Consider the following 20,055-nt stretch of genomic DNA (forward strand, 5'->3'; position numbering starts at 1 on the left):
GCCCGGCACGCTCCCCGGCGCCGCCGGGGACGGCTCAGGGCGTCCGCCGGACCGTCAGGTCCCCGATCAGGAAACTGACCCCGCTGTCCGGCAGGGCGGTCGACCAAGCGGGAGGACGCCGCAATCAGCCGCCAGGGTTCACGGTCACGCCCCCCGCCGACGCCGCCGCGAGCCACCCCGCGACGCCGCGAGCTACGCCCCGGCCTCGGCCCCCTGCCGAGCCCCGTCCGCATCGACTGCCCCGTCCGCCCCGTCCGCATCGACTGCCCCGTCCGCATCGCCCGCCCACGGCGCCCCCGGTACCACCAGCGGGGAGCCCGTCACCGGGTCCGGGACGACGACCGAGTCCAGGCCGAAGACGTCGCGGACCAGGTCCGCCGTCACGACCTCCGAAGGGTGGCCCTCCGCCACGACCACGCCCGACTTCATCGCGACCAGGTGGTCGGCGTACCGGGCCGCCTGGTTCAGGTCGTGGAGGACCACGACGACCGTCCGGCCCCGCGTCACGTTCAGGCGGCGCACCAGGTCCAGGACCTCCACCTGGTGGGCGATGTCCAGATACGTCGTCGGCTCGTCGAGCAGCAGCAGGTCCGTCTCCTGCGCGAGCGCCATCGCGATCCAGACCCGCTGCCGCTGACCGCCCGACAGCTCGTCCACCGACCGGTCGGCGAGCGCGGCGACGTCCGTCCGCTCCATGGCCTCCACGACGGCCCGCTCGTCCGCCTCCGACCACTGCTTCCACCACGCCTGGTGCGGCTGACGCCCCCGCGACACCAGGTCGGCGACCGTGATCGCCTCCGGCGCCACGGGCGTCTGCGGCAGCAGCCCGATCGACTGCGCGATCCGCTTCGTCGGCAGCTTCGCCAGCGACTCCCCGTCGAGCAGCACCGCCCCGCCCGCCGGCTTGAGCAGCCGCCCGAGCGCGCGCAGCGTCGTCGACTTCCCGCACGCGTTCGGGCCGACGATCACCGTCACCTTGCCGTCCGGGACGGCGAGGTCCAGTTCCTTCACGACCGTACGGTCCTCGTACGCGAGCGTCAGCCCGCGCGCGGTCAGCCGACTCACGACGTTGTTCCTCCCACGCTTCGGCTCCGGACGATGAGCCAGATCAGGTACGGGGCGCCCACCGCCGCCGTCAGGACGCCCACCGGCAGTTCGGTCGGCGAGAACAGCCGCTTGCCCAGCAGGTCCGCGAGGACCACGACGAACGCCCCCATCAGGGCCGAGCACAGCAGCGGGATCTGGGCGGTACGCGTCATCCGCCGGGCGATCTGCGGCGCGAGCAGCGCCACGAAGTCCACAGGACCGGCCACCCCCGTCGCCACCGACGCCAGCACGACGCCCACGAGGACGAGACCGAGCCGTACCCGCCCCAGCGAGACGCCCAGCGCCGTCGCCGTGTCGTCGTCGAGCGACACGGTCCGCTGCGCCCGCGCCGCCCACAGGATCGCGGGCAGCAGCAGGAGCAGCGTCCAGCGGATCGGCGCGGCCTCGTCCCAGCCGCGCCCGTTGAGCGAGCCGGTCATCCAGATCTGGGCCTGCTGGGCGACCAGGTAGTCGCCCTTCGTCATGAACAGCGTGATCAGCGACCGCAGGGCGATCGCGAACCCGATGCCGATGAGCACGAACCGCGTCGCGTGCAGCCCGCCGCGCCAGGCGAACGCGTACACGAGCGCGGCGGCGGCGATCCCGCCGACGATCGAGAGGTACGGCAGGACGGTGTACGACGTGAGGCCGAAGGTCATCGCGCCGACCGTCAGGGCGCCCGCGCCCTGGCTGATGCCGATGATGTCGGGGCTGGCGAGCGGATTGCGGGCGACGGTCTGGATGAGGGCGCCCGCGATCCCGAACGCGGCGCCGACCATCAGCCCGACCGCGAGCCGCGGCATCCGCAGCTCCTCGACGACGAACGCGGACCGCGAGTCCTGCCCGAGGACCACCTTCAGGACCTCGGCCGGTTCGACGAACTTCTCGCCGACACAGAGGTACGCGACGCAGACAGCGGCGAGGAGCACCACGAGCCCCACGGTCACGACCGCCGACCGCCGGTGCAGCAGGAACGATCCGCGGCCGACGCGCACGACCCCGTACCCGGCAGGACGTACCCGCCCGGTAGGACGTACCGACGTCGTCGTCGTCATGCCGGCACCGCCTTCCGGCGTACGAGCGTCACAAGGAACGGCACCCCGATGAGCGCCGTCATCACCCCCGCCGGGACCTCGCCCGGCGGGAAGAGGATCCGGCCGAGCACGTCCGACACCAGCAGCATCACGGGGCCCACAAGGGCCGCCATCGGCAGGACCCAGCGGTGGTCGCTGCCCACGATCGCCCGGGCGATGTGCGGGACCGCGAGGCCGACGAACGCGATCGGTCCCGCCGCCGCCACCGCCGCGCCCGTCAACACGGTCGCGCCGAGCCCGCCGACGATCCGTACCGTCGCGACCCGCTGGCCGAGCCCCTTCGCCACGTCCTCGCCGAGCGCGAGCGCGTCCAGGCCCCGGGCCACGGAGACCACGAGTACGGCGCCGAGCAGCAGGAAGGGCCAGATCTGGCCGACGATCTCGGCGTCCCGCCCGTCGAGCGAGCCGATCTGCCAGAACCGGAACTCGTCGAGCGCCGAGGCCTTCGTCGTGAGGATCCCGGTCGTCACGGAGAGCAGCAGCGCGTTGATCGCGGCGCCGCCGAGCGCGAGCTTCACCGGGGTCGCCCCGCCGCGCCCGCCGGACGCGATCGCGTACACCGCGACCGAGGCGAGCGCGGCGCCGACGAAGGCGAACCACACGTACCCGGTCAGCGTGTGCACCCCGGCGAAGGCGATCGCGAGGACCACGCCCACCGAGGCGCCCTGGCTGATGCCGAGGATGCCGGGGTCGGCGATCGGGTTGCGGGTGATGCCCTGCAGGGCCGTGCCGGCCAGCGCGAGCGCGGCGCCGACCATCAGTCCGATCACCGTCCGCGGCACCCGCATCTGCCGTACGACCTCGGCGTCGTCGCTCGTCCCGCCGTGCAGCAGCGCGTCGAGGACCGTGGAGGGGGCGATGGCGCGGGCACCCACGGCGAGGCTCAGCAGGATCGCGACGAGGAGGGCGGCGAGGGCGACGGCGGTGGCCAGAACGCGTCGGGAGCGGAGAGCGGCGGTCATCGATGCCCATCGGAAGGTGCGCGGTTGGTTCGGTAAGGCTTGGCTCAGTCTAAGCAGCGGCCCGATTCGAACATGTGGGCACAATGTCCTTCATGGCTACCCCTGGCATCCCCACCGTCGGCTTCGACCTCGACATGACCCTGATCGACTCCCGCCCCGGCATCAAGGCCACGTACCAGGCCTTCTCCGCACAGGTGGGCGTCCCGATCGACGCCGACCTCGCCGTCTCCCGGCTCGGCCCGCCGCTGGAGCACGAGCTCGCGAACTGGTTCCCGGCGGCGGAGATCGTGGAGCGGGTCGCCCAGTACCGCGCGCTCTACCCGACGTACGCGATCGAGCCCTCGCTCGCGCTGCCGGGCGCGAGGGATGCGATTCAAGCCGTTCGCGAGGCGGGCGGCCGGGCGATCGTCGTCACCGCCAAGAACGAGCCGCACGCCAAGCTGCACCTCTCCCACCTCGGCATCGACCCCGACGCCGTCATCGGCGGACTGTGGGCCGAGGGCAAGGCGGAGGCCCTGCGCGAGCACGGCGCGGGGGTGTACGTCGGCGACCACACGGGCGATGTGCGCGGCGCCGCGCACGCGGGCGCCCTGTCGGTGGCCGTGGCCACCGGACCCTGCGACGCGACGGAGCTGAAGGAGGCAGGCGCGGACGTCGTGCTGACCGACCTCACGGAGTTCCGTGCCTGGTGGGAGGCGTATCGGGGCTAGCGGCCCTGCGCCGTCGCGGCCCTGGCCTGGCGGCGCTGCGCCGCGATCGAGCGCAGCACGCCGGCGCCCGCGACGAGGAATCCGACGCCCATCAGCATGCACACGGCGTACGCGATCGGCGGGAACGGGTCGGTGCCGAGGAAGAGCGGCGCGACCGTGACCAGTGTGGCCACCGCACCGATGATGAAGACAATCGCACCGGCACGGACGAGACCGTCACCCGGAGCACCGGCGTCCGACGAGGTCGAAGACGAGGCCGAAGGGGTTTCACTACGCATTCGGCCAGGGTAGTTCCCTGGCCGAAGGAACAAACCGGCGACGTCTTGTCAGCAGCCGGTGGCCCATTAGCCTTGGTGATGGGGGTCCCCCCTGCTCGAGCCAAGTCGAGAGCTCGGGGGAGGGTCGGGACCCGCTGTATTGCTCTTCAGAGCCGGATTCCCGGCGCATTCCATCGAGTACGAGGACGAGGACAGACGTGCCTACCGGCAAGGTCAAATGGTTCAACAGCGAGAAGGGCTTCGGCTTTCTCTCCCGGGACGACGGCGGCGACGTCTTCGTCCACTCGTCGGTGCTCCCTGCCGGAGTCGACGCCCTCAAGCCGGGGCAGCGTGTGGAGTTCGGGGTGGTCGCGGGCCAGCGCGGTGACCAGGCGCTCTCCGTGACGGTCCTCGACCCGACCCCGTCCGTCGCCGCGGCGCAGCGCCGTAAGCCCGACGAACTGGCGTCCATCGTGCAGGACCTGACGACGCTCCTGGAGAACATCACGCCGATGCTGGAGCGCGGCCGTTACCCCGACAAGGCGCAGGGCGCGAAGATCGCGGGCCTGCTGCGGGCGGTCGCGGACCAGCTCGACGTATAGAGCGGGATCTACGGGAACGACAGCGCGTCCGGGCCGAGGGGCGGTACAAGCCCCTCGGCCGCCGCGCGTGTGAGCAGTCCGCGCACGGCCGCGTAGCCGGCCTCGCCGAGATCGGCCGTGAACTCGTTGACGTAGAGACCGATGTGCTGATCGGCCACCTTCGGGTCCATCTCCTGCGCGTGCTCCCGTACGTACGGCCGGGAGGCGTCCGGGTCGTCCCAGGCCATCCGTACCGACGCACGGGCCGCGTCGGCGAGGCTCCGCAGCACGTCGGGGCCGAGCGAGCGGCGGGCGATGATCGCGCCGAGCGGGATCGGGAGGCCGGTGGTGTCCTCCCAGTGGGCGCCCATGTCGGCGAGGGCGTGCAGACCGTAGTTCTGGTACGTGAACCGGGCCTCGTGGATGACGAGCCCCGCGTCGACCTTCCCGTCCCGTACGGCGGGCATGATCTCGTGGAACGGCATGACGACGACGTTCCCGACGCCTCCCGGGACGACGTCCGCCGCCCACAGCCGGAAGAGCAGGTACGCGGTCGAGCGCTCGCTCGGCACCGCGACGGTCTTCCCGGTGAGGTCCACGCCCGGCTCCCGCGTCAGCACCAGCGGGCCGCAGCCGCGTCCAAGGGCGCCGCCGCAGGGCAGCAGGGCGTACTCGTCGAGGACCCAGGGCAGGACGGCGTACGAGACCTTCAGGACGTCGTAGTCGGCCGTGCCGCGCTCGGCCCAGCCGTTGGTGAGGTCGATGTCGGCGAACGTCACGTCGAGGCGGGGCGCGTCGGGGACGCGGCCGTGGGCCCAGGCGTCGAAGACGAACGTGTCGTTCGGGCAGGGCGAGTACGCGATCTTGAGCTTGGGCCTTGGCGTCATGGGGCGGGCTCCACGAGGACGGTTTGGCTGAGCAGCTGGAACGTGGACCGCAGCGCGTCCAGTGCCTCGCCGATGCGCCAGGCGGCGCGGTCGCGGGGGCCGACGGCGTTGGAGACGGCCCGGATCTCGACCACGGGCACGCCGTGGGCCGCGGCGGCCTCGGCCACGCCGAAGCCCTCCATCGCCTCGGCGGCGGCGCCGGGGTGCCGCGCCGCCAGCTCGGCGGCGCGCTCGGCGGTGCCGGTGACGGTGGAGACGGTGAGGACGGGCGCGACGGTGTGGCGCTGCTCGCCGCGGGTGAGGGCGTCGGAGATGCGCCCGGTGAGGGACGCGGCGACCGGGTGGCTCGACCGCCCGAAGCCGAGCTCCTCGACGGTCAGATAGCCGTCGGGCGTCTGGGCGCCGAGGTCGGCGGAGACGATCGCGTCGGAGACGACGACGGAGCCGATCGGCGCGTGGGGCGTGAACCCGCCGGCGATCCCGGCGGAGACCACGAGGTCGTACGTCTCGCCGCCGGACGCCAGGGCGGCGAGCGCGGTGGCGGTGGCGGCGGCGACCGCGGCGGGCCCGACACCGCCGACGAGCACGTCGACGACGGAGCCCGTGCGGTGGTGGCGGCGCAGCGGGTAGCCGCCCGGGAGCGGGAGCTCGTCCGGGCCGTCCGGGCCGTCCGGGCCGCCCGGACCGTCGGAGGGAAGGCCGCGTGCGACGGAGTCAGCCTCCGCCGCCACGGCCGTCACGATCAGGATCCGGAGGGTCACCGGAGGATCAGGAGTCCTTCTTCAGCTCGAAGTGCCAGATGCCGGTCAGCTTCTTGCCGTCGTTCTCGACGATGGTGACCTGGGTCTGGTTGGTCGCCTCGCCGGTCTGGGAGGAGAAGAAGGCGCTGGCCGGGATGGTCCGGTACGTCTTCTTGTACGGCTCCGGCTCGGCGTTCTGGCCACCGAGGAAGATGGTCCAGCCGTTCTCGGCGATCTCGGGGTCGACGCCGAAGCGGATCTTGTCGTCCCCGGAGACCGTGATGGTCTTCTCGGCCTTCTTGTTGAGGCACTGCTGGATCTGCGACTCCTTGATGGCGTCGCCGTCGTTGTAGCAGGCGGCCTCGGAGTGCACCGAGTCGGTCCCGACCGTCAGGGTCGCGAGCGGAGTCGGCTTGTCGCAGGCGGAGAGTACGAGGAGCCCGGCGGAGACGGCCCCGAGGGCGACGGCGGCCCGGCGGCGCGAGCCGGTGAAGAACGCAACGGTCATGGCCCGAAGGCTATCGGGCGCACGGAACTCCGCCACGCGGGGGTGCGGCGCGCCGCGTTTTAGGCCCCTCAGGTCTCCGTGTCCGCCTTCCGGCGGGCCTCAGGCCCTCAGCCCCCCGCGGGGCTGCGTGGTCCAGGCGGGGGCGGGCGGCCCTCAGGTCTCCGTATTCGCCGTGTCCGCCTTCCGGCGGGTCTCCGCGCGGGCCGCGCCCACGAGGCCGCGGACCGCGAGCAGTGCGCCGAGGCCCAGGATGCAGGCGGCCACCGCCATGCCCATGGGGCCGCTCAGCGGCACCGAGATGCCGATCGCGCCGCCCACCACCCACGCCATCTGCAGCAGCGTCTCCGAACGGGCGAACGCCGAGGTCCGCACCACCTCCGGCACGTCCCGCTGGATCAGCGCGTCGAGCGACAGCTTCGACAGGGCCTGCGTCAGGCCCGCCACCGCGCCGAGCACCGCCACCATCGCCCCGCCGAAGAACACGGCGGCGAGGACCGCCGCCCCGCACACGGTCGTGATCATCGTGGCGATGATCACTTCCGGCGCGTGGCCGCGCTCCTTCAGGAGCGAGCCGACCGCCGTCCCGCACGCGTTCCCCACGCCCGCCGCCACCGCCACCATCGCCAGCGACACCGCCGCGCTCTGCCCCGACAGCGGATGCTCACGCAGCAGGAACGCCAGGAAGAAGATCAGGAACCCCGACAGCATCCGCTGCGCCGCGTTCGCCTGGAGTCCGTGCAGCACCGACGGCCCCACCGTCCGCAGGCTCGGCTTCTTCTCGCCGTGCGTCAGCAGGTGCACCCGCCGCTCGCCCTTCGCCGAGTCGACCTTGTGCGGCATCCGGAACGCCCAGTACCCGCCCAGCAGGAACAGCGCGCACGCCCCGTACAGCGGGTACGGCGGCCCGATCTGCTGCAGCCCCGCCCCGATCGGCGCCGCGATCCCGGTCGCGAGCAGACCCGCGAGGGTGACCCGGGAGTTCGCCTTGACCAGTGAGAAGCCGTGCGGCAGCAGCCGTGGCACGACGGCGCTGCGGACGACTCCGTACGCCTTCGACGCCACCAGGACGCCCAGCGCCGCCGGATACAGCTCGAGGCCGCCGGTGGCCACCGCCCCCGACATGGTGATCGCGAGGACCGCCCGGGTCCACATCGCCGCGGCCATCGCCGCCCGCCGTCCGTGCGGCAGGCGGTCCAGGAGCGGGCCGACGACGGGGGCCAGCAGGGTGAACGGGAGCATCGTGATCCCGAGGTACAGCGCCACCCGGCCGCGGGCCTCGTCCGTCGGTACGGAGAAGAAGACCGTGGAGGCGAGCGCGACGGTGATCATGACGTCGCCGGCCCCGTTCACGGCGTGCAGCTCGATCAGCTTCCCGAGGCCCGACTCGCCCGCGCCGTGCGCGTGCGTCGCCTTGCGGATGCCCCTGGCGGTGCCCGTGAACGGCAGATGCAGGGCGCGCCCCACCGACCGGCCCACTCGGCGGAGCGGCCCGGCATGATCGTGGGATCGTGCGGACGACCGTGCGGCTGCCACTCCGTCATAGTGCCCCACGCCCCTGACTTGTGAACCGTGGCACGGCGGGCTGTCGGTCCACGATCCGGGCCACTTGGGGCGGGCAGGTGGGCGGCGGGCGGCGGAGGGGGTAGCGTGCGTAGCGCGCCACCGGCGGAAGATCTCGGCCGCGCGCCTCTTCGGCATCCCGCAGAATGGATGACGATAGGTGTGCCCGAGAGACGCGAGACATGTCGGGCGCGGACGTCGATGCGGCCCTCTGGTCCGCTCCGCCCGCCGCCCGGGGCTTTCGCTCCCGCTCCTCGGCCGGCGCACCCGTGAGACGGCGTAGGAGAGAAGCGAGACCTGTGAGTGCTGCGACGACGCGAAGCCGTACCCCGCGTACCCCGCGTACCCCCGACCGCCTGTGCGCCGAGGCGGTAGACCTGGCGAGGGTGGCCGCCGAGGAGGCTGCCGCACCCGGAATCGTCGGCGCCCATGTGGATGTCGTCGCCGAGGGCGACCGGGTGGTCACGCACTTCTTCGAGTGCAAGGAGCCCGGCTACCGGGGCTGGCGGTGGGCCGTGACGGTCACCCGGGCCTCCCGGGCCAAGAACGTCACCCTCGACGAAACCGTCCTCCTGCCGGGCTCCGACGCCCTCCTGGCCCCCGAGTGGGTGCCGTGGAGCGAGCGGCTGCGGCCGGGTGACATGGGCCCCGGGGACCTGCTGCCGACCGAGCAGGACGACCTGCGGCTCGAACCGGGGTACACCGGCGAGGACGCGCCGCCGCCGAACTCGGCGGTCTCGGACGAGATGGCGGACCACCTCGACGTCGAGGACGCCGAGATCGTCACCCGTACGCCGTCCCGGGGCGCGATCGCCTCGGTCGCCGAGGACCTCGGCATGCGGCGCGCGCGGGTGCTGTCGCGGTACGGGCTGCACGTGGCGGCCGACCGCTGGGACGAGGCGTTCGGGGCGAAGACCCCGATGGCGCAGGCCGCGCCCGCCTCGTGTGAATCCTGCGCCTTCCTGGTGCCGCTCGCGGGCTCGCTGAAGCAGGCCTTCGGTGTCTGCGCGAACGAGTTCTCGCCGGCCGACGGGCGGGTCGTGTCGTTCTCGTACGGCTGCGGCGGGCACTCGGAGGCGGCGATCATGCCGAAGCCGCCGCGTCCGGCGCCGCCGGTCCTGGACTCGATGGGCGCGGACGCGTTTCCGCTGCGCCCGGCGAAGGACTCGGGCTCCACGACGGAACCGGACGACACGTCGGAGGACCTGGGCCACTCGTAACCGGCCCCCGCCCGTGTGGGCGGTCGTCCCCCCGCCGTTGTGGGCAGTCGTTCCGCTGGGGCGGAACGGGTGGGCACAACGGAACGGCGCCTTTACGGGCGCCTCCGTCCCTGTGCCCGCCCACCCCGAGGGCCTCGCACCGCGCGACGGCCTTGGGGTGCGGGTCCTGGCCCCTGAGCGGAACGCGCCCGCCAGGGCGCCTGTGCGCGGACGGGGTGGCCGTTCACCTGGGGTGATTGGCCGCGCGCGGTGCGGGAAGGCGCACGGGGCCCGGGGAAACGTTCACGTGGGCGGCCCCACATGGAGGCGCGGCGCGTCGGCCCCGTGGCGCGCGGTACCTTCGGGCCCCGGCACAATCCCGCCCCTCAGAGTGGAGTCAGACGTGAGCGTCAGCGTCAGGACGTCGACCGACGGAGCCGACCCCTTCGGCACCGCCCGGCTGCGGAGAGGCGTGCTGGATGCCTGGGGGGCCGGTCCGGCCCGGTTCCGGGAGGACGCCAACGCCGAGGAGGACCTCGCCCTCGGCGGCTACCGCGACCGCCTCGTCGTCGAGCTCGCCCAGAACGCCGCCGACGCCGCCCACCGCGCAGGCGTCACCGGTCGGCTCCGGCTCACCCTCCACGACGCGGGCCCCGACGCGCCCGCCGTCCTCGCCGCCGCCAACACCGGCGCGCCGCTGGACGCGACCGGCGTCGAGTCGCTCTCCACCCTCCGCGCCTCCGCCAAGCGCAACGAGCGCGACACCGGCGCCGTCGGCCGCTTCGGCGTCGGCTTCGCCGCCGTCCTCGCCGTCTCCGACGAACCCGCCGTCCTCGGCCGGCACGGCGGCGTCCGCTGGTCGCTCGCCGAGGCCCGCGAGCTGGCCGCCGACGCCGCCCGGCACAGCCCCGGCCTCGGGGACGAGCTGCGCCGCCGCGACGGTCACGTACCGCTGCTGCGCCTCCCGCTGCCCGCCGAGGGCACCGCCCCCGACGGCTACGACACCGTCGTCGTCCTCCCGCTCCGGGACTCCGCCGCCGTCGACCTCGCCGGGCGGCTCCTGGACTCCGTCGACGACGCCCTCCTGCTCACCCTCCCCGGCCTCGCCGAGATCGTCGTCGACACCCCCGAGGGCGTCCGGACGCTGCGCCGCTCGGAGGAGGACGGCTACGTCCACATCGCCGACTCCGCGACCGGCACCCACCGCTGGCGGACCGTCACCCACGGCGGCCCCCTCGACCTCGCACTCCTCAAGGACCGGCCCGTCGAGGAGCGGCTGCGCCCGCACTGGTCGGTGACCTGGGCCGCGCCCGTGGACGCCGAGGGCGCCCCGCTGTACCCCCGTACCGCCCCCGTCGTCCACGCCCCCACCCCCACCGACGAGCCGCTCGGCCTGCCCGCCCTGCTGATCGCCTCCTTCCCGCTGGACACCGCCCGGCGCCACCCCGCGCCCGGCCCGCTCACCGACTTCCTGGTCGAGCGCGCGGCCGACGCGTACGCCGAACTCCTCGCGGACTGGGAGCCGGTGACGGTCGCCACGATCGACCTGGTGCCGGGACCGCTCGGCAAGGGTGCCCTCGACGGGGCGCTGCGCGCGGCGATCCTGCAGCGGCTGCCGCGCGTCGCGTTCCTGGCGCCGGAGGCGCCCTCGGAGGACGTGGCCGCGCTGCGGGCGGTGGAGGCCGAGGTCGTGGAGGGCGCGGGGCACGAGACCGTCGCCGTCCTCGCGGAGGTCTTCCCGACGCTGCTGCCCGCCGGGCTCGAACGGCGGGTGGAGCTGCGCACGCTCGGCGTCGGGCGGGTGCCGTTGACGGAGGCGATCGACCGGCTCGCCGGGGTGGACCGCGCGCCGTCGTGGTGGTGGCGCTTGTACGACTCCCTCGCGGGTGTGGACCCGGACAGGCTCACGGGCCTTCCGGTGCCGCTGGCGGACGCGGGGCGCGGCGGCGAGGCCCGTGACGTCGAGGCCCTTGAGGCAGAGGGCCCTGACGCCGAGGCGCGCGACGCCCTTCCCACCCGTACCACCATCGGCCCCCGGCACGTCCTGCTGCCGCAGGACCGCACCCCCGCCGACCTCACCCGCCTCGGCCTCAAGGTCGCCCACCCGGACGCCGCCCACCCGCTCCTGGAGAAGCTGGGCGCCCTCCCCGCCACGCCCCGGGCGGTCCTGACGACGCCTCAGGTGCGGGCTGCGGTCGCCGGGTCGCTCGACGCGGGGGAGATCTGGGACGAGGACGCGGACGCCCTGGACGCCGACGAGCTGGTCGAGACGGTCCTCGCGCTCGTACGGGACGCGGAGTTGGAGCCCGGCGACGAGCCGTGGCTCGGCGCCCTCGCCCTGCCGGACGAGGACGGGGAGCTGGCGCCCGCCGGTGAACTGGTCCTGCCCGGCAGCCCCTTCGCCGCCGTCATGAACGAGGGCGAACTCGCCCTCTGCGACGCCGAGCTGGCCGAGCGCTGGGGCGAACAGCCCCTCGCCGCCTGCGGGGTGCTCGCCGACTTCGCCCTGGTCCGCGCCACCGACCTGGTCCTCGACCCGGACGAGATGGAGCCCCGCGACGGGGACTTCGCCGAGCCCGACGACGCCGGACTGCTCGACGCCGTCGACGTCTGGTGCGAGGACATCCTCGACCGGCTCCCGGACGCGCCGGTGCCGCCGGTGGCGACCGAGATCGTCGCCGTACGGGACCTTGACCTGGTGGACGACGACGCCTGGCCGCAGGCGCTCGCCCTGCTCGCCCGGCCGCCCCTGCGGGACGCCCTGACCCAGCCCGTACGGGTCCTGATGCCGGACGGTACGACCGAGACCGTGCGGTCGTACACCGCCTGGTGGCTGCGCGACCACCCCGTCCTCGACGGCCGCCGCCCCGCCGGGCTGCGGGCCGCGGGCACGGACCCGCTGCTGATCGGCCTGTACGACTCCGCGGACGCGACCGGCTTCGAGGACGAGCAGGTCCTGCGGGCCCTCGGCGTGCGGACCTCGGTCTCCGCGCTCCTCGACGAGCCGGGCGGCGCGGCCGAACTGCTGGCCCGCCTCGCCGACCCTGACCGGGAGGTGAGCGGCGCCCAGCTGCACGCCCTGTACACCGCCCTCGCCGACCTGGACCCCGAGCAGGTCACCCTCCCCGACGAACTGCGCGCGGTCGTCGACGGCGAACTCGTCGTCGTGGACGCCTCCGAGGCCCTGGTCGCCGACGCCCCCGACCTCCTCCCGCTCGCGGGCGGCCTGCCCCTGCTCCCGGTCTCCCCGGCGCGGGCGGCCGACCTCGCGGAGCTGTTCCAGGTACGGCGGCTGAGCGAGTCCGTCGAGGCCGAGGTCACGACGGTCGGCGAGGAGCACGACGTCCCGCCCTCGGTGCACGCCCTCCTCGGCCCCGCGACCCCGGACTCGTACGTCGAGCACGAGGAACTCCGCGCGGCGGACGTCGAACTGGACTGGCGCCGCACCCCCGACGGCACGATCCACGCCGCCACCCTGGAGGGCGTCGCCGCCGGCCTCGCCTGGGCGGCCGGCCAGTGGCCCCGCCGCTTCGAGGTCGCGGCCCTCCTGGAGGACCCGTCCCGCACGGCGGAACTGGCACGCGACAGGTGGTTCGACTAGGGCCTGCCCGGCCCCCAGGGGCGGCCCCGGTCAGTGGACGACGTCGAAGACCTGCTTCTGCAGGCCGTTGGCGTAGGCCTCGTGCTCGACCAGCTTCAGCTTCTGGGTGTCCTTGTCCGTAGCGCTGAAGAGCCGCTTGCCCGCGCCGAGCAGGAGCGGGAAGACGAGCAGGTGGTAGCGGTCGATCAGGCCGGCGTCCGAGAGGGCCTGGTTCAGGGTCGCGCTGCCGTGGACGATGATCGGGCCGCCCTCGGTCTGCTTCAGCGCGGCGACCTCGTCGAGCGAGCGCAGGATCGTGGTCTCGCTCCAGTTGGTGACGAGGTCGTCCTCGGCGAGGGTGGTGGAGACGACGTACTTCGGCATCACCTTGTAGTCGGCGAACTCCGCCATGTCGGGCCAGACCGCGCTGAACGCCTCGTAGCTGGTCCGACCGAGGAGGATCGCCGAGGCCTCCTTCTGCTCACGGCCCTTGAGCTCGAACGCCTCGGGGAGGAACTCGACGTCCTTGAAGGTCCACCCGGAGTTCCGATATCCGGGCTCGCCACCCGGGCCCTCCACGACGCCGTCGAGGGAGATGAAAGCGGTGCTGATCAGGGTGCGCATGGTGGATTCCTTCGCTGTCTTGTGTCCGGGTCGGTAGCAGTTCGGCCGGCGCGCGTGCCAGTCGTGATCTATGACTGCGGAACGCGGAGAGACTCATCGGTGATCGACCAGCGAGCTTCCGATGCGCGGAGTGGACCCGGCGGGACAGGGCGGGGCGGGGCCACCTGGCCCTGTGGGTGCCCGCCCGACGGGGGACGTGGGCGGGCGCGAGCGGTGCGTTCATGGAGACGGAGGTCCGTCTCGGCCTAGATTCCCGGTCCATGACGCGGCAGAAGGCCGGCCTTCTGGGCGGCGCACCTCCCGAGCAGGACCCGAACGCGGCGGGCTCCGCCCCGGTGGCCCGGGCCACGGCGGGCTCCGCCCCGGTGGCCCGGGCCGCCGTCCCGTCCCTCGGGGCATCCCGTACCGCGATCGCGGCGGTCTGGGCGCTGACCCGGATCGTCATGGTGTACCTGCTGGTCCAGGACGACATCGGCGTCAGCAACGTCTCGTCCGAGGTGGAGTTCCTCTACCCGCGCTGGGCGGAGCAACTGGCCGGCGGCTCGTACCCGGTCGGCGACGTCACCTGGCAGTACCCGCCGGGCGCGGGCCTGCTGTTCCTCTCTCCCTCGCTCCTGCCCTTCCTCGACTACTTCGCGGCGTTCCTCGTGCTCACGCTCGTCGCCGACGCCGTGGTCACGGTGGCGCTGGCCCGCCCGGAGCGCGGGCTCGCGGGGGCCTGGATGTGGACCGCCGGGCTGCCGCTGCTCCTGAACCTGCCGCACGGGCGGTTCGACATCCAGGTGACGGCCCTCGCCGTCCTCGCGCTCCTCGCCGGGCGCCGCAGTCCGCGACTCGGCGGGGCGCTCGCCGCGGTCGGCGCGCTGATCAAGGTGTGGCCGCTGCTCACCTTGGTGGGTCTGGAACGGGGCCGTACGACGAAGGACGCCTGGGTGTCGGCCGCCGCGGCCGCCGCGGCGCTCCTGACCGTCCTCGCCGTCGCCTTCCGGCACAGCTTCGACTTCCTCCAGCAGCAGGGTGCGCGGGGCGTGCAGATCGAGTCGCTGGGCGGCACGGTGCTGTCGTTGATGCGGGCGGCGGGGCTGCCGATCTGGGTCGAAACGCGTTACGGCGCACTGGAGTTCGCGGGTGAGCACGTGGCGAGCGTGGCGCAGCTGTCGCTGATGCTGACGGCGGCGGCCTTCGGCTGGCTGATGTTCTGGCGGGGCCGGGCCTCGCGTTGGACGGAGGCGACCACGTTCGACGCGGCGCTCACCGCGGTCCTGCTGTTCACGGTCACCAGCCGGGTGATCAGCCCGCAGTACATGGTCTGGCTCCTGGGCCTGGGCGCGGTCTGCCTCACCTCCCGCCACACCACGCAGCGCCCGGTGGCCTGGGTCCTGCTCGCCGCGACGGCCGTGACGGCGCTCGCCTTCCCGACGTACTACCTGGAGGTCATGCAGGGTTCGGCCCTGGGGAACACCCTGATGGTCCTGCGCAACGGCCTGCTGCTCGTGGCCACCCTGCTCTCCTGCCATCGCCTGTGGCGGGCGACGACCGGGGCGTCCGAAAATCCGGAGCCGCGTGTGGAGGTGACCCTCAGGCCGGGAACCGGCGGTCCACCCAGCGGAAGGTGAGTTCGATGAGGGCCGCGCCCGCCGCCGCGATCGCGACCGCCGTCCACGGCATCGTCACGCCCACCAGCTTCAGGGCGAAGAAGTCCTGGAGCCAGGGGACCACGAGGACCAGGAGGAAGGCACCGGCCATCGTCGCCACCAGGGCGATGCGCCACCAGGTGTAGGGGCGGGCGACGATCGCAAGGACCCACATGGAGACCAGGAAGAGCGTCAGCGTCGCCGCGCTCGTCTCGGCGTCCAGGGCGCCCGGGCCGCTGTAGTACGAGCGGGCGACGAGGTACGTCGCGAAGGTGGCCGCCGCCGCGACGATGCCGCCGGGGATCGCGTACCGCATCACCCGTTTCACGAAGTGCGGCTTCGCGCGCTCCTTGTTGGGCGCGAGCGCCAGGAAGAAGGCCGGGACGCCGATCGTCAACGTCGAAAGCAGCGTCAGGTGCCGGGGGAGGAACGGGTACTCGACCTGGCTGCACACCACCAGGACCGCGAGCAGCACCGAGTAGACCGTCTCAGGAAGAGGGTGGCGACCCGGGTGATGTTGCCGATGACCCGGCGGCCCTCGGCGACCACCGACGGCAGCGTCGCGAAGGAGTTGTTGAGGAGAACGATCTGGGCCACCGCCCTCGTCGCCTCCGAGCCCGAGCCCATCGAGACGCCGATGTCCGCGTCCTTGAGCGCCAGGACGTCGTTGACGCCGTCGCCCGTCATGGCGACCGTGTGGCCGTGGGACTGCAGCGCGCCGACCATGTCCCGCTTCTGCTGCGGGGTGACCCGGCCGAAGACGGTGTTGCGGTCGAGTTCGTCGGCCATGGCCGCCTGGTCCGTCGGCAGGTGGCGCGCGTCCACCGTGGCCTCGGCGCCCGGCAGGCCGAGCTTTCCCGCGACCGCGCCGACCGAGACCGCGTTGTCGCCGGAGATGACCTTGGCGGCGACGTTCTGGTCGGCGAAGTAGGCGAGCGTGTCCGCCGCGTCGGGGCGCAGCCGCTGTTCGAGGACGACCAGGGCCGTCGGGCGCGCGTCGGCGGAGACCTCGGGGGAGTCGAGCTCGCGCGTGGTGCGGGCCAGGAGCAGGACGCGGAGCCCCTGCTCGTTGAGGTGGTCGATCTCGGCGAGGGTCGGGTCGCCGGCCTGCAGGAGCACGTCGGGCGCGCCGAGCAGCCAGGAGGAGGTGTCGCCGTTGCCCTCGCTGAGCGCCGCGCCGCTGTACTTGCGGGCGGAGGAAAAGGGCAGCGACTCGGTGCAGCGCCAGTCCTCGGCGTCGGGGTAGGCGGCGATGATGGCCTGCAGGGAGGCGTTGGGGCGGGGGTCGGACTCGCCGAGGGCGCCGAGGACCTTCCGTACGTACGTCTCGTCGCTGCCGTTCAGCGGGCGCAGTTCGGTGACGTCCATGCCGCCCTCGGTGAGCGTGCCCGTCTTGTCGAGGCAGACGACGTCGACGCGCGCCAGGCCCTCGATGGCCGGCAGCTCCTGCACGAGGCACTGTTTGCGGCCGAGCCGGATCACCCCGATCGCGAAGGCGACCGAGGTGAGGAGGACGAGCCCCTCGGGGATCATCGGGACGATGCCGCCGACGGTCCGGGCGACGGACTCCTTGAAGTCGGTGTCCTTGACGACGAGCTGGCTGATGATGAGGCCGATCGCGGTCGGGACCATCATCCACGTCACGTACTTGAGGATCGTGGAGATGCCGGAGCGCAGCTCGGAGTGGACGAGGGTGAAGCGGGAGGCCTCCTCGGCGAGCTGGGCCGCGTACGCCTCGCGCCCGACCTTGGTGGCGGTGAACGCGCCGCCGCCCGCGACCACGAAGGAGCCCGACATCATCGTGTCGCCGGGCTTCTTCACGACCGGGTCGGCCTCGCCGGTGAGCAGCGACTCGTCGACCTCCAGGCTGTCGACCTCGGCCACCTCGCCGTCGACGACGACCTTGTCGCCCGGGCCGAGTTCGATGAGGTCCCCGAGGACGATCTCGGAGGTGGAGACCTCGGTGGCGACCCCGTCGCGGCGGACGGTCGGTTTCGCCTCGCCGATGACGGCGAGCCCGTCGAGGGTCTTCTTGGCGCGGAGTTCCTGGATGATGCCGATGCCGGTGTTGGCGATGATCACGAAGCCGAAGAGGCTGTCCTGGATCGGCGCGACGAAGAACATGATCACCCAGAGCACGCCGATGATCGCGTTGAAGCGGGTGAAGACGTTGCCGCGGACGATGTCGGCGGTGGAGCGGGAGCTGCGGACGGGTACGTCGTTGACCTCGCCGCGCGCGACGCGTTCGGCGACCTCGGCGGAGGTCAGTCCGGCGGCCCGGTGGACGACGGGTGGTGCGTCCGCGGTGTTCTCGCTGCCGTCGGTGTCGATCTTCGCCCGCTGAGTCATGTTTCCGACGGTACGACCGGAAGCGAGCGTTCACCTGCTGAGCAGGGTGAACATCAGACCGCGGGAGGACCGAAATCGTTCCGGGGTACTACGACGTGGCCGAGTCCATGCGACCTGCCTCCGTGCGCGCCGCCTCCGCGCGCTTGATCGCCGCGTCGCGCTTGCGTACGTACCAGATGCCGATCAGCCCGAGGCCGGCTCCGGCCAGGCACGTCCAGACCCACCAGGTCAGGTCGCGGTCGTCGAACCAGCCGTAGAAGGGGACCTGGACGAGGAAGAGTACGAACCAGAGGATCGTGCCGCCGGTGATGGTGGCGACGACGGGCCCCTCCAGGGGCTCGGGTGCCTCGTGCTTGGGGGTCCACTTCGCCATGCGGTCAGTCTAGGCGGCGATTCCGACGGTCTACGCGCGGAGATGGACTCCCTCTCGTTCATGTGTTCATACTGAAACGGTTTGCCTCTGGCGGGTTGCCTTCGTATGAACCGCCAATCACGACCCCGCGAGGAACCCCCATGAGCACCACGGCCGCCGCCAAGGCCATGCCCCCTTCCCCCGAGGACGGCGCCCCGCCCTCCGGAGGACTCGACCGCTTCTTCAAGATCTCCGAGCGCGGCTCCACCGTCGCCCGCGAGGTCCGCGGCGGTTTCGCCACCTTCTTCGCGATGGCCTACATCATCGTGCTGAACCCGATCATCCTCGGCAGCGCCAAGGACATGTACGGGCACCAGCTCGACAGCGGCCAGCTGGTCACCGCGACCGTGCTGACCGCCGCCTTCTCGACGCTCCTCATGGGTGTCATCGGCAACGTCCCGATCGCCCTCGCGGCCGGTCTCGGCGTCAACACGGTCGTCGCGCTCCAGCTCGCGCCCCGGATGTCCTGGCCGGACGCCATGGGCATGGTCGTCCTCGCGGGCATCGTCGTGATGCTGCTCGTCGCGACCGGTCTGCGCGAGCGCGTGATGAACGCGGTCCCGGTCGGCCTGCGCAAGGGCATCGCGATCGGCATCGGCCTCTTCATCATGCTCATCGGCCTCGTCGACTCGGGCTTCGTCTCCCGTATCCCCGACGCCGCGCACACCACCGTCCCGCTGCAGCTCGGCGCCGACGGTCACCTCACCGGCTGGCCGGTCCTTGTCTTCGTCCTCGGCACGCTGCTCACCCTCGCGCTGATCATCCGCAAGGTGCCGGGCGCCATCCTCATCTCCATCGTCGTCATGACGATCGTGGCGATGGTGATCAACGCGGTCGCGACCGTCCCGTCCTGGGGTCTGACCACCCCGACCTGGCCCGGCAACCCGGTGGCCTCGCCCGACTTCGGCCTCGTCGGTCAGGTGAGCCTGTTCGGAGGGTTCGACAAGGTCGGGATGCTGACCGGTGTCCTCTTCGTCTTCACCGTGCTGCTGTCCTGCTTCTTCGACGCGATGGGCACCATCCTCGGCGTCGGCGACGAGGCGAAGCTGATGGACAAGGACGGCAACTTCCCCGGCATCAACAAGGTCCTGCTCGTGGACGGCCTGGCCGTCGCCTCCGGCGGCGCGACCTCGTCCTCCGCCACCACCTGCTTCGTGGAGTCCACGGCGGGCGTCGGCGAGGGCGCCCGTACCGGCCTCGCCTCGGTGGTCACCGGCGCGCTGTTCTCGGTGGCGCTGTTCCTCACGCCGCTCGCCACGATGGTCCCGTCCCAGGCGGCGACGCCCGCGCTGCTCGCGGTCGGCTTCCTGATCCTGGCCGGTTCGGTCAAGGAGATCGACTGGAGCGACTTCACCATCGCGGTGCCGGCGTTCCTGGCGATGGTGATGATGCCGTTCACGTACTCGATCACGAACGGCATCGGCATCGGCTTCATCGCGTTCAGCGTGCTGCGTCTCGCGGCCGGCCGGGGCCGTGAGGTCCCGGTGGCCATGTACGTCGTGTCGGCGGTCTTCGTCTTCTACTACGCGATGCCGGCCCTCGGCCTCACGTAGTGGCCGTGCTCGGGGGCTGCGTCAGCCCGTAGAACTTCTCCGTCTCGTCGACGGCCGACTTGAACCGTTCGTCGAAGTCATCGCGGATGAGCGTCCGGACCACATAGTCCTGGACGCTCATTCCGCGTTTGGCGGCGTGTCCCTTGAGACGGTCGAGCAGCTCACCGTCGATGCGCAGGCTGAGCACTGTCGATCCCATGCCAGTCAGGGTCGCGGCACGGACGGGCCCGGTGCGTCACTTTCCGGATCCATCTCACTCGTTTGGGTGACAGATTCGGTCACCGGCATTCCGGGTGGTATTTAGCCCGTCTAATGAGTT

Annotated in this window: 17 protein-coding genes and 1 pseudogene; 6 read left to right on the top strand and 12 right to left on the bottom strand. The window is 72.5% G+C overall.

Translation table 11 applies throughout. From position 1 onward, the window contains the following. Positions 1-192: 192 nt before the first annotated feature. The 3 genes from ACGFYP_RS16195 to ACGFYP_RS16205 are packed head-to-tail and all read right to left on the bottom strand — an operon-like array spanning position 193 to position 3,142. Entirely contained in the window at positions 193-1,065 is an 873-nt protein-coding gene (locus ACGFYP_RS16195; RefSeq protein ID WP_393493013.1) for an ABC transporter ATP-binding protein, read from the bottom strand. Then, positions 1,062-2,141 carry a FecCD family ABC transporter permease gene (locus tag ACGFYP_RS16200; protein WP_393493016.1) on the bottom strand — a complete coding sequence of 360 codons (1,080 nt, stop codon included), beginning with the start codon at positions 2,139-2,141 and terminating at the stop codon, positions 1,062-1,064. The genes ACGFYP_RS16195 and ACGFYP_RS16200 overlap by 4 nt, the downstream gene beginning before the upstream one ends. Beyond that, positions 2,138-3,142 (bottom strand): FecCD family ABC transporter permease, encoded by a 1,005-nt coding sequence (locus ACGFYP_RS16205; RefSeq protein ID WP_393493019.1) that lies wholly within the window; start codon positions 3,140-3,142, stop codon positions 2,138-2,140. The genes ACGFYP_RS16200 and ACGFYP_RS16205 overlap by 4 nt, the downstream gene beginning before the upstream one ends. A gap of 83 nt (positions 3,143-3,225) precedes the next feature. On the opposite strand from ACGFYP_RS16205, the gene ACGFYP_RS16210 reads away from it, so the two are divergent. Beyond that, positions 3,226-3,852, top strand: a complete 627-nt coding sequence (locus ACGFYP_RS16210; RefSeq protein ID WP_393493023.1) for an HAD family hydrolase — start codon at positions 3,226-3,228, stop codon at positions 3,850-3,852. On the opposite strand, the gene ACGFYP_RS16215 is transcribed toward ACGFYP_RS16210, so the two are convergent. Further along, a complete protein-coding gene (locus tag ACGFYP_RS16215) occupies positions 3,849-4,130 on the bottom strand; it encodes a hypothetical protein (RefSeq protein ID WP_361960678.1) in 282 nt (93 codons plus the stop codon). The genes ACGFYP_RS16210 and ACGFYP_RS16215 overlap by 4 nt on opposite strands. Before the next feature lie 197 nt (positions 4,131-4,327). Between ACGFYP_RS16215 and ACGFYP_RS16220 the strand changes: the two genes are divergently transcribed. Then, positions 4,328-4,711 carry a cold-shock protein gene (locus tag ACGFYP_RS16220; RefSeq protein ID WP_308354918.1) on the top strand — a complete coding sequence of 128 codons (384 nt, stop codon included), beginning with the start codon at positions 4,328-4,330 and terminating at the stop codon, positions 4,709-4,711. Between the two features lie 8 nt (positions 4,712-4,719). Here the strand turns inward: ACGFYP_RS16220 and ACGFYP_RS16225 are convergent, their stop codons facing one another. From ACGFYP_RS16225 to ACGFYP_RS16240, 4 genes are all read right to left on the bottom strand, one after another. Further along, positions 4,720-5,577: a 1,4-dihydroxy-6-naphthoate synthase gene (locus ACGFYP_RS16225; protein ID WP_393493029.1), complete on the bottom strand. Its 858-nt coding sequence runs from the start codon at positions 5,575-5,577 to the stop codon at positions 4,720-4,722. After that, complete coding sequence (locus tag ACGFYP_RS16230; protein ID WP_393493032.1) at positions 5,574-6,338, bottom strand: futalosine hydrolase; 765 nt, start codon at positions 6,336-6,338, stop codon at positions 5,574-5,576. The genes ACGFYP_RS16225 and ACGFYP_RS16230 overlap by 4 nt, the downstream gene beginning before the upstream one ends. Before the next feature lie 7 nt (positions 6,339-6,345). Continuing rightward, complete coding sequence (locus ACGFYP_RS16235) at positions 6,346-6,825, bottom strand: DUF2771 domain-containing protein (protein WP_361960684.1); 480 nt, start codon at positions 6,823-6,825, stop codon at positions 6,346-6,348. 153 nt (positions 6,826-6,978) lie between these two features. Further along, on the bottom strand, positions 6,979-8,376 hold the full coding sequence (locus ACGFYP_RS16240) for an MFS transporter (protein WP_393493036.1): 1,398 nt from the start codon (positions 8,374-8,376) through the stop codon (positions 6,979-6,981). 308 nt (positions 8,377-8,684) lie between these two features. Here ACGFYP_RS16240 and ACGFYP_RS16245 point away from each other — a divergent pair, with 308 nt between their 5' ends. After that, positions 8,685-9,605: a DUF3027 domain-containing protein gene (locus tag ACGFYP_RS16245; protein WP_361960688.1), complete on the top strand. Its 921-nt coding sequence runs from the start codon at positions 8,685-8,687 to the stop codon at positions 9,603-9,605. Positions 9,606-9,975: 370 nt separating this feature from the next. After that, positions 9,976-13,185 carry a sacsin N-terminal ATP-binding-like domain-containing protein gene (locus ACGFYP_RS16250; protein ID WP_393493040.1) on the top strand — a complete coding sequence of 1,070 codons (3,210 nt, stop codon included), beginning with the start codon at positions 9,976-9,978 and terminating at the stop codon, positions 13,183-13,185. 30 nt (positions 13,186-13,215) lie between these two features. Here ACGFYP_RS16250 and ACGFYP_RS16255 read toward each other — a convergent pair whose 3' ends face one another. Beyond that, positions 13,216-13,788, bottom strand: coding sequence for a dihydrofolate reductase family protein (locus ACGFYP_RS16255; RefSeq protein ID WP_393493043.1), 573 nt, complete (start codon positions 13,786-13,788; stop codon positions 13,216-13,218). A gap of 260 nt (positions 13,789-14,048) precedes the next feature. Between ACGFYP_RS16255 and ACGFYP_RS16260 the strand changes: the two genes are divergently transcribed. Beyond that, a complete protein-coding gene (locus ACGFYP_RS16260) occupies positions 14,049-15,404 on the top strand; it encodes a glycosyltransferase 87 family protein (RefSeq protein ID WP_393493046.1) in 1,356 nt (451 codons plus the stop codon). Here ACGFYP_RS16260 and ACGFYP_RS16265 read toward each other — a convergent pair. Both ACGFYP_RS16265 and ACGFYP_RS16270 read right to left on the bottom strand, forming a co-directional pair. Then, positions 15,367-17,771, bottom strand: a pseudogene (locus tag ACGFYP_RS16265) (HAD-IC family P-type ATPase). The gene ACGFYP_RS16260 and the pseudogene ACGFYP_RS16265 sit on opposite strands and share 38 nt — an antisense overlap. Before the next feature lie 88 nt (positions 17,772-17,859). Continuing rightward, positions 17,860-18,144 carry a DUF2530 domain-containing protein gene (locus tag ACGFYP_RS16270; protein WP_393493049.1) on the bottom strand — a complete coding sequence of 95 codons (285 nt, stop codon included), beginning with the start codon at positions 18,142-18,144 and terminating at the stop codon, positions 17,860-17,862. 140 nt (positions 18,145-18,284) lie between these two features. On the opposite strand from ACGFYP_RS16270, the gene ACGFYP_RS16275 reads away from it, so the two are divergent. Then, complete coding sequence (locus ACGFYP_RS16275) at positions 18,285-19,736, top strand: NCS2 family permease (protein WP_393493052.1); 1,452 nt, start codon at positions 18,285-18,287, stop codon at positions 19,734-19,736. Here the strand turns inward: ACGFYP_RS16275 and ACGFYP_RS16280 are convergent. Then, a complete protein-coding gene (locus ACGFYP_RS16280) occupies positions 19,729-19,935 on the bottom strand; it encodes a ribbon-helix-helix protein, CopG family (RefSeq protein ID WP_361960702.1) in 207 nt (68 codons plus the stop codon). The genes ACGFYP_RS16275 and ACGFYP_RS16280 overlap by 8 nt on opposite strands. Positions 19,936-20,055: the final 120 nt, after the last annotated feature.

The organism is Streptomyces sp. NPDC048370, assembly GCF_043200825.1.
Classification (GTDB): domain Bacteria; phylum Actinomycetota; class Actinomycetes; order Streptomycetales; family Streptomycetaceae; genus Streptomyces.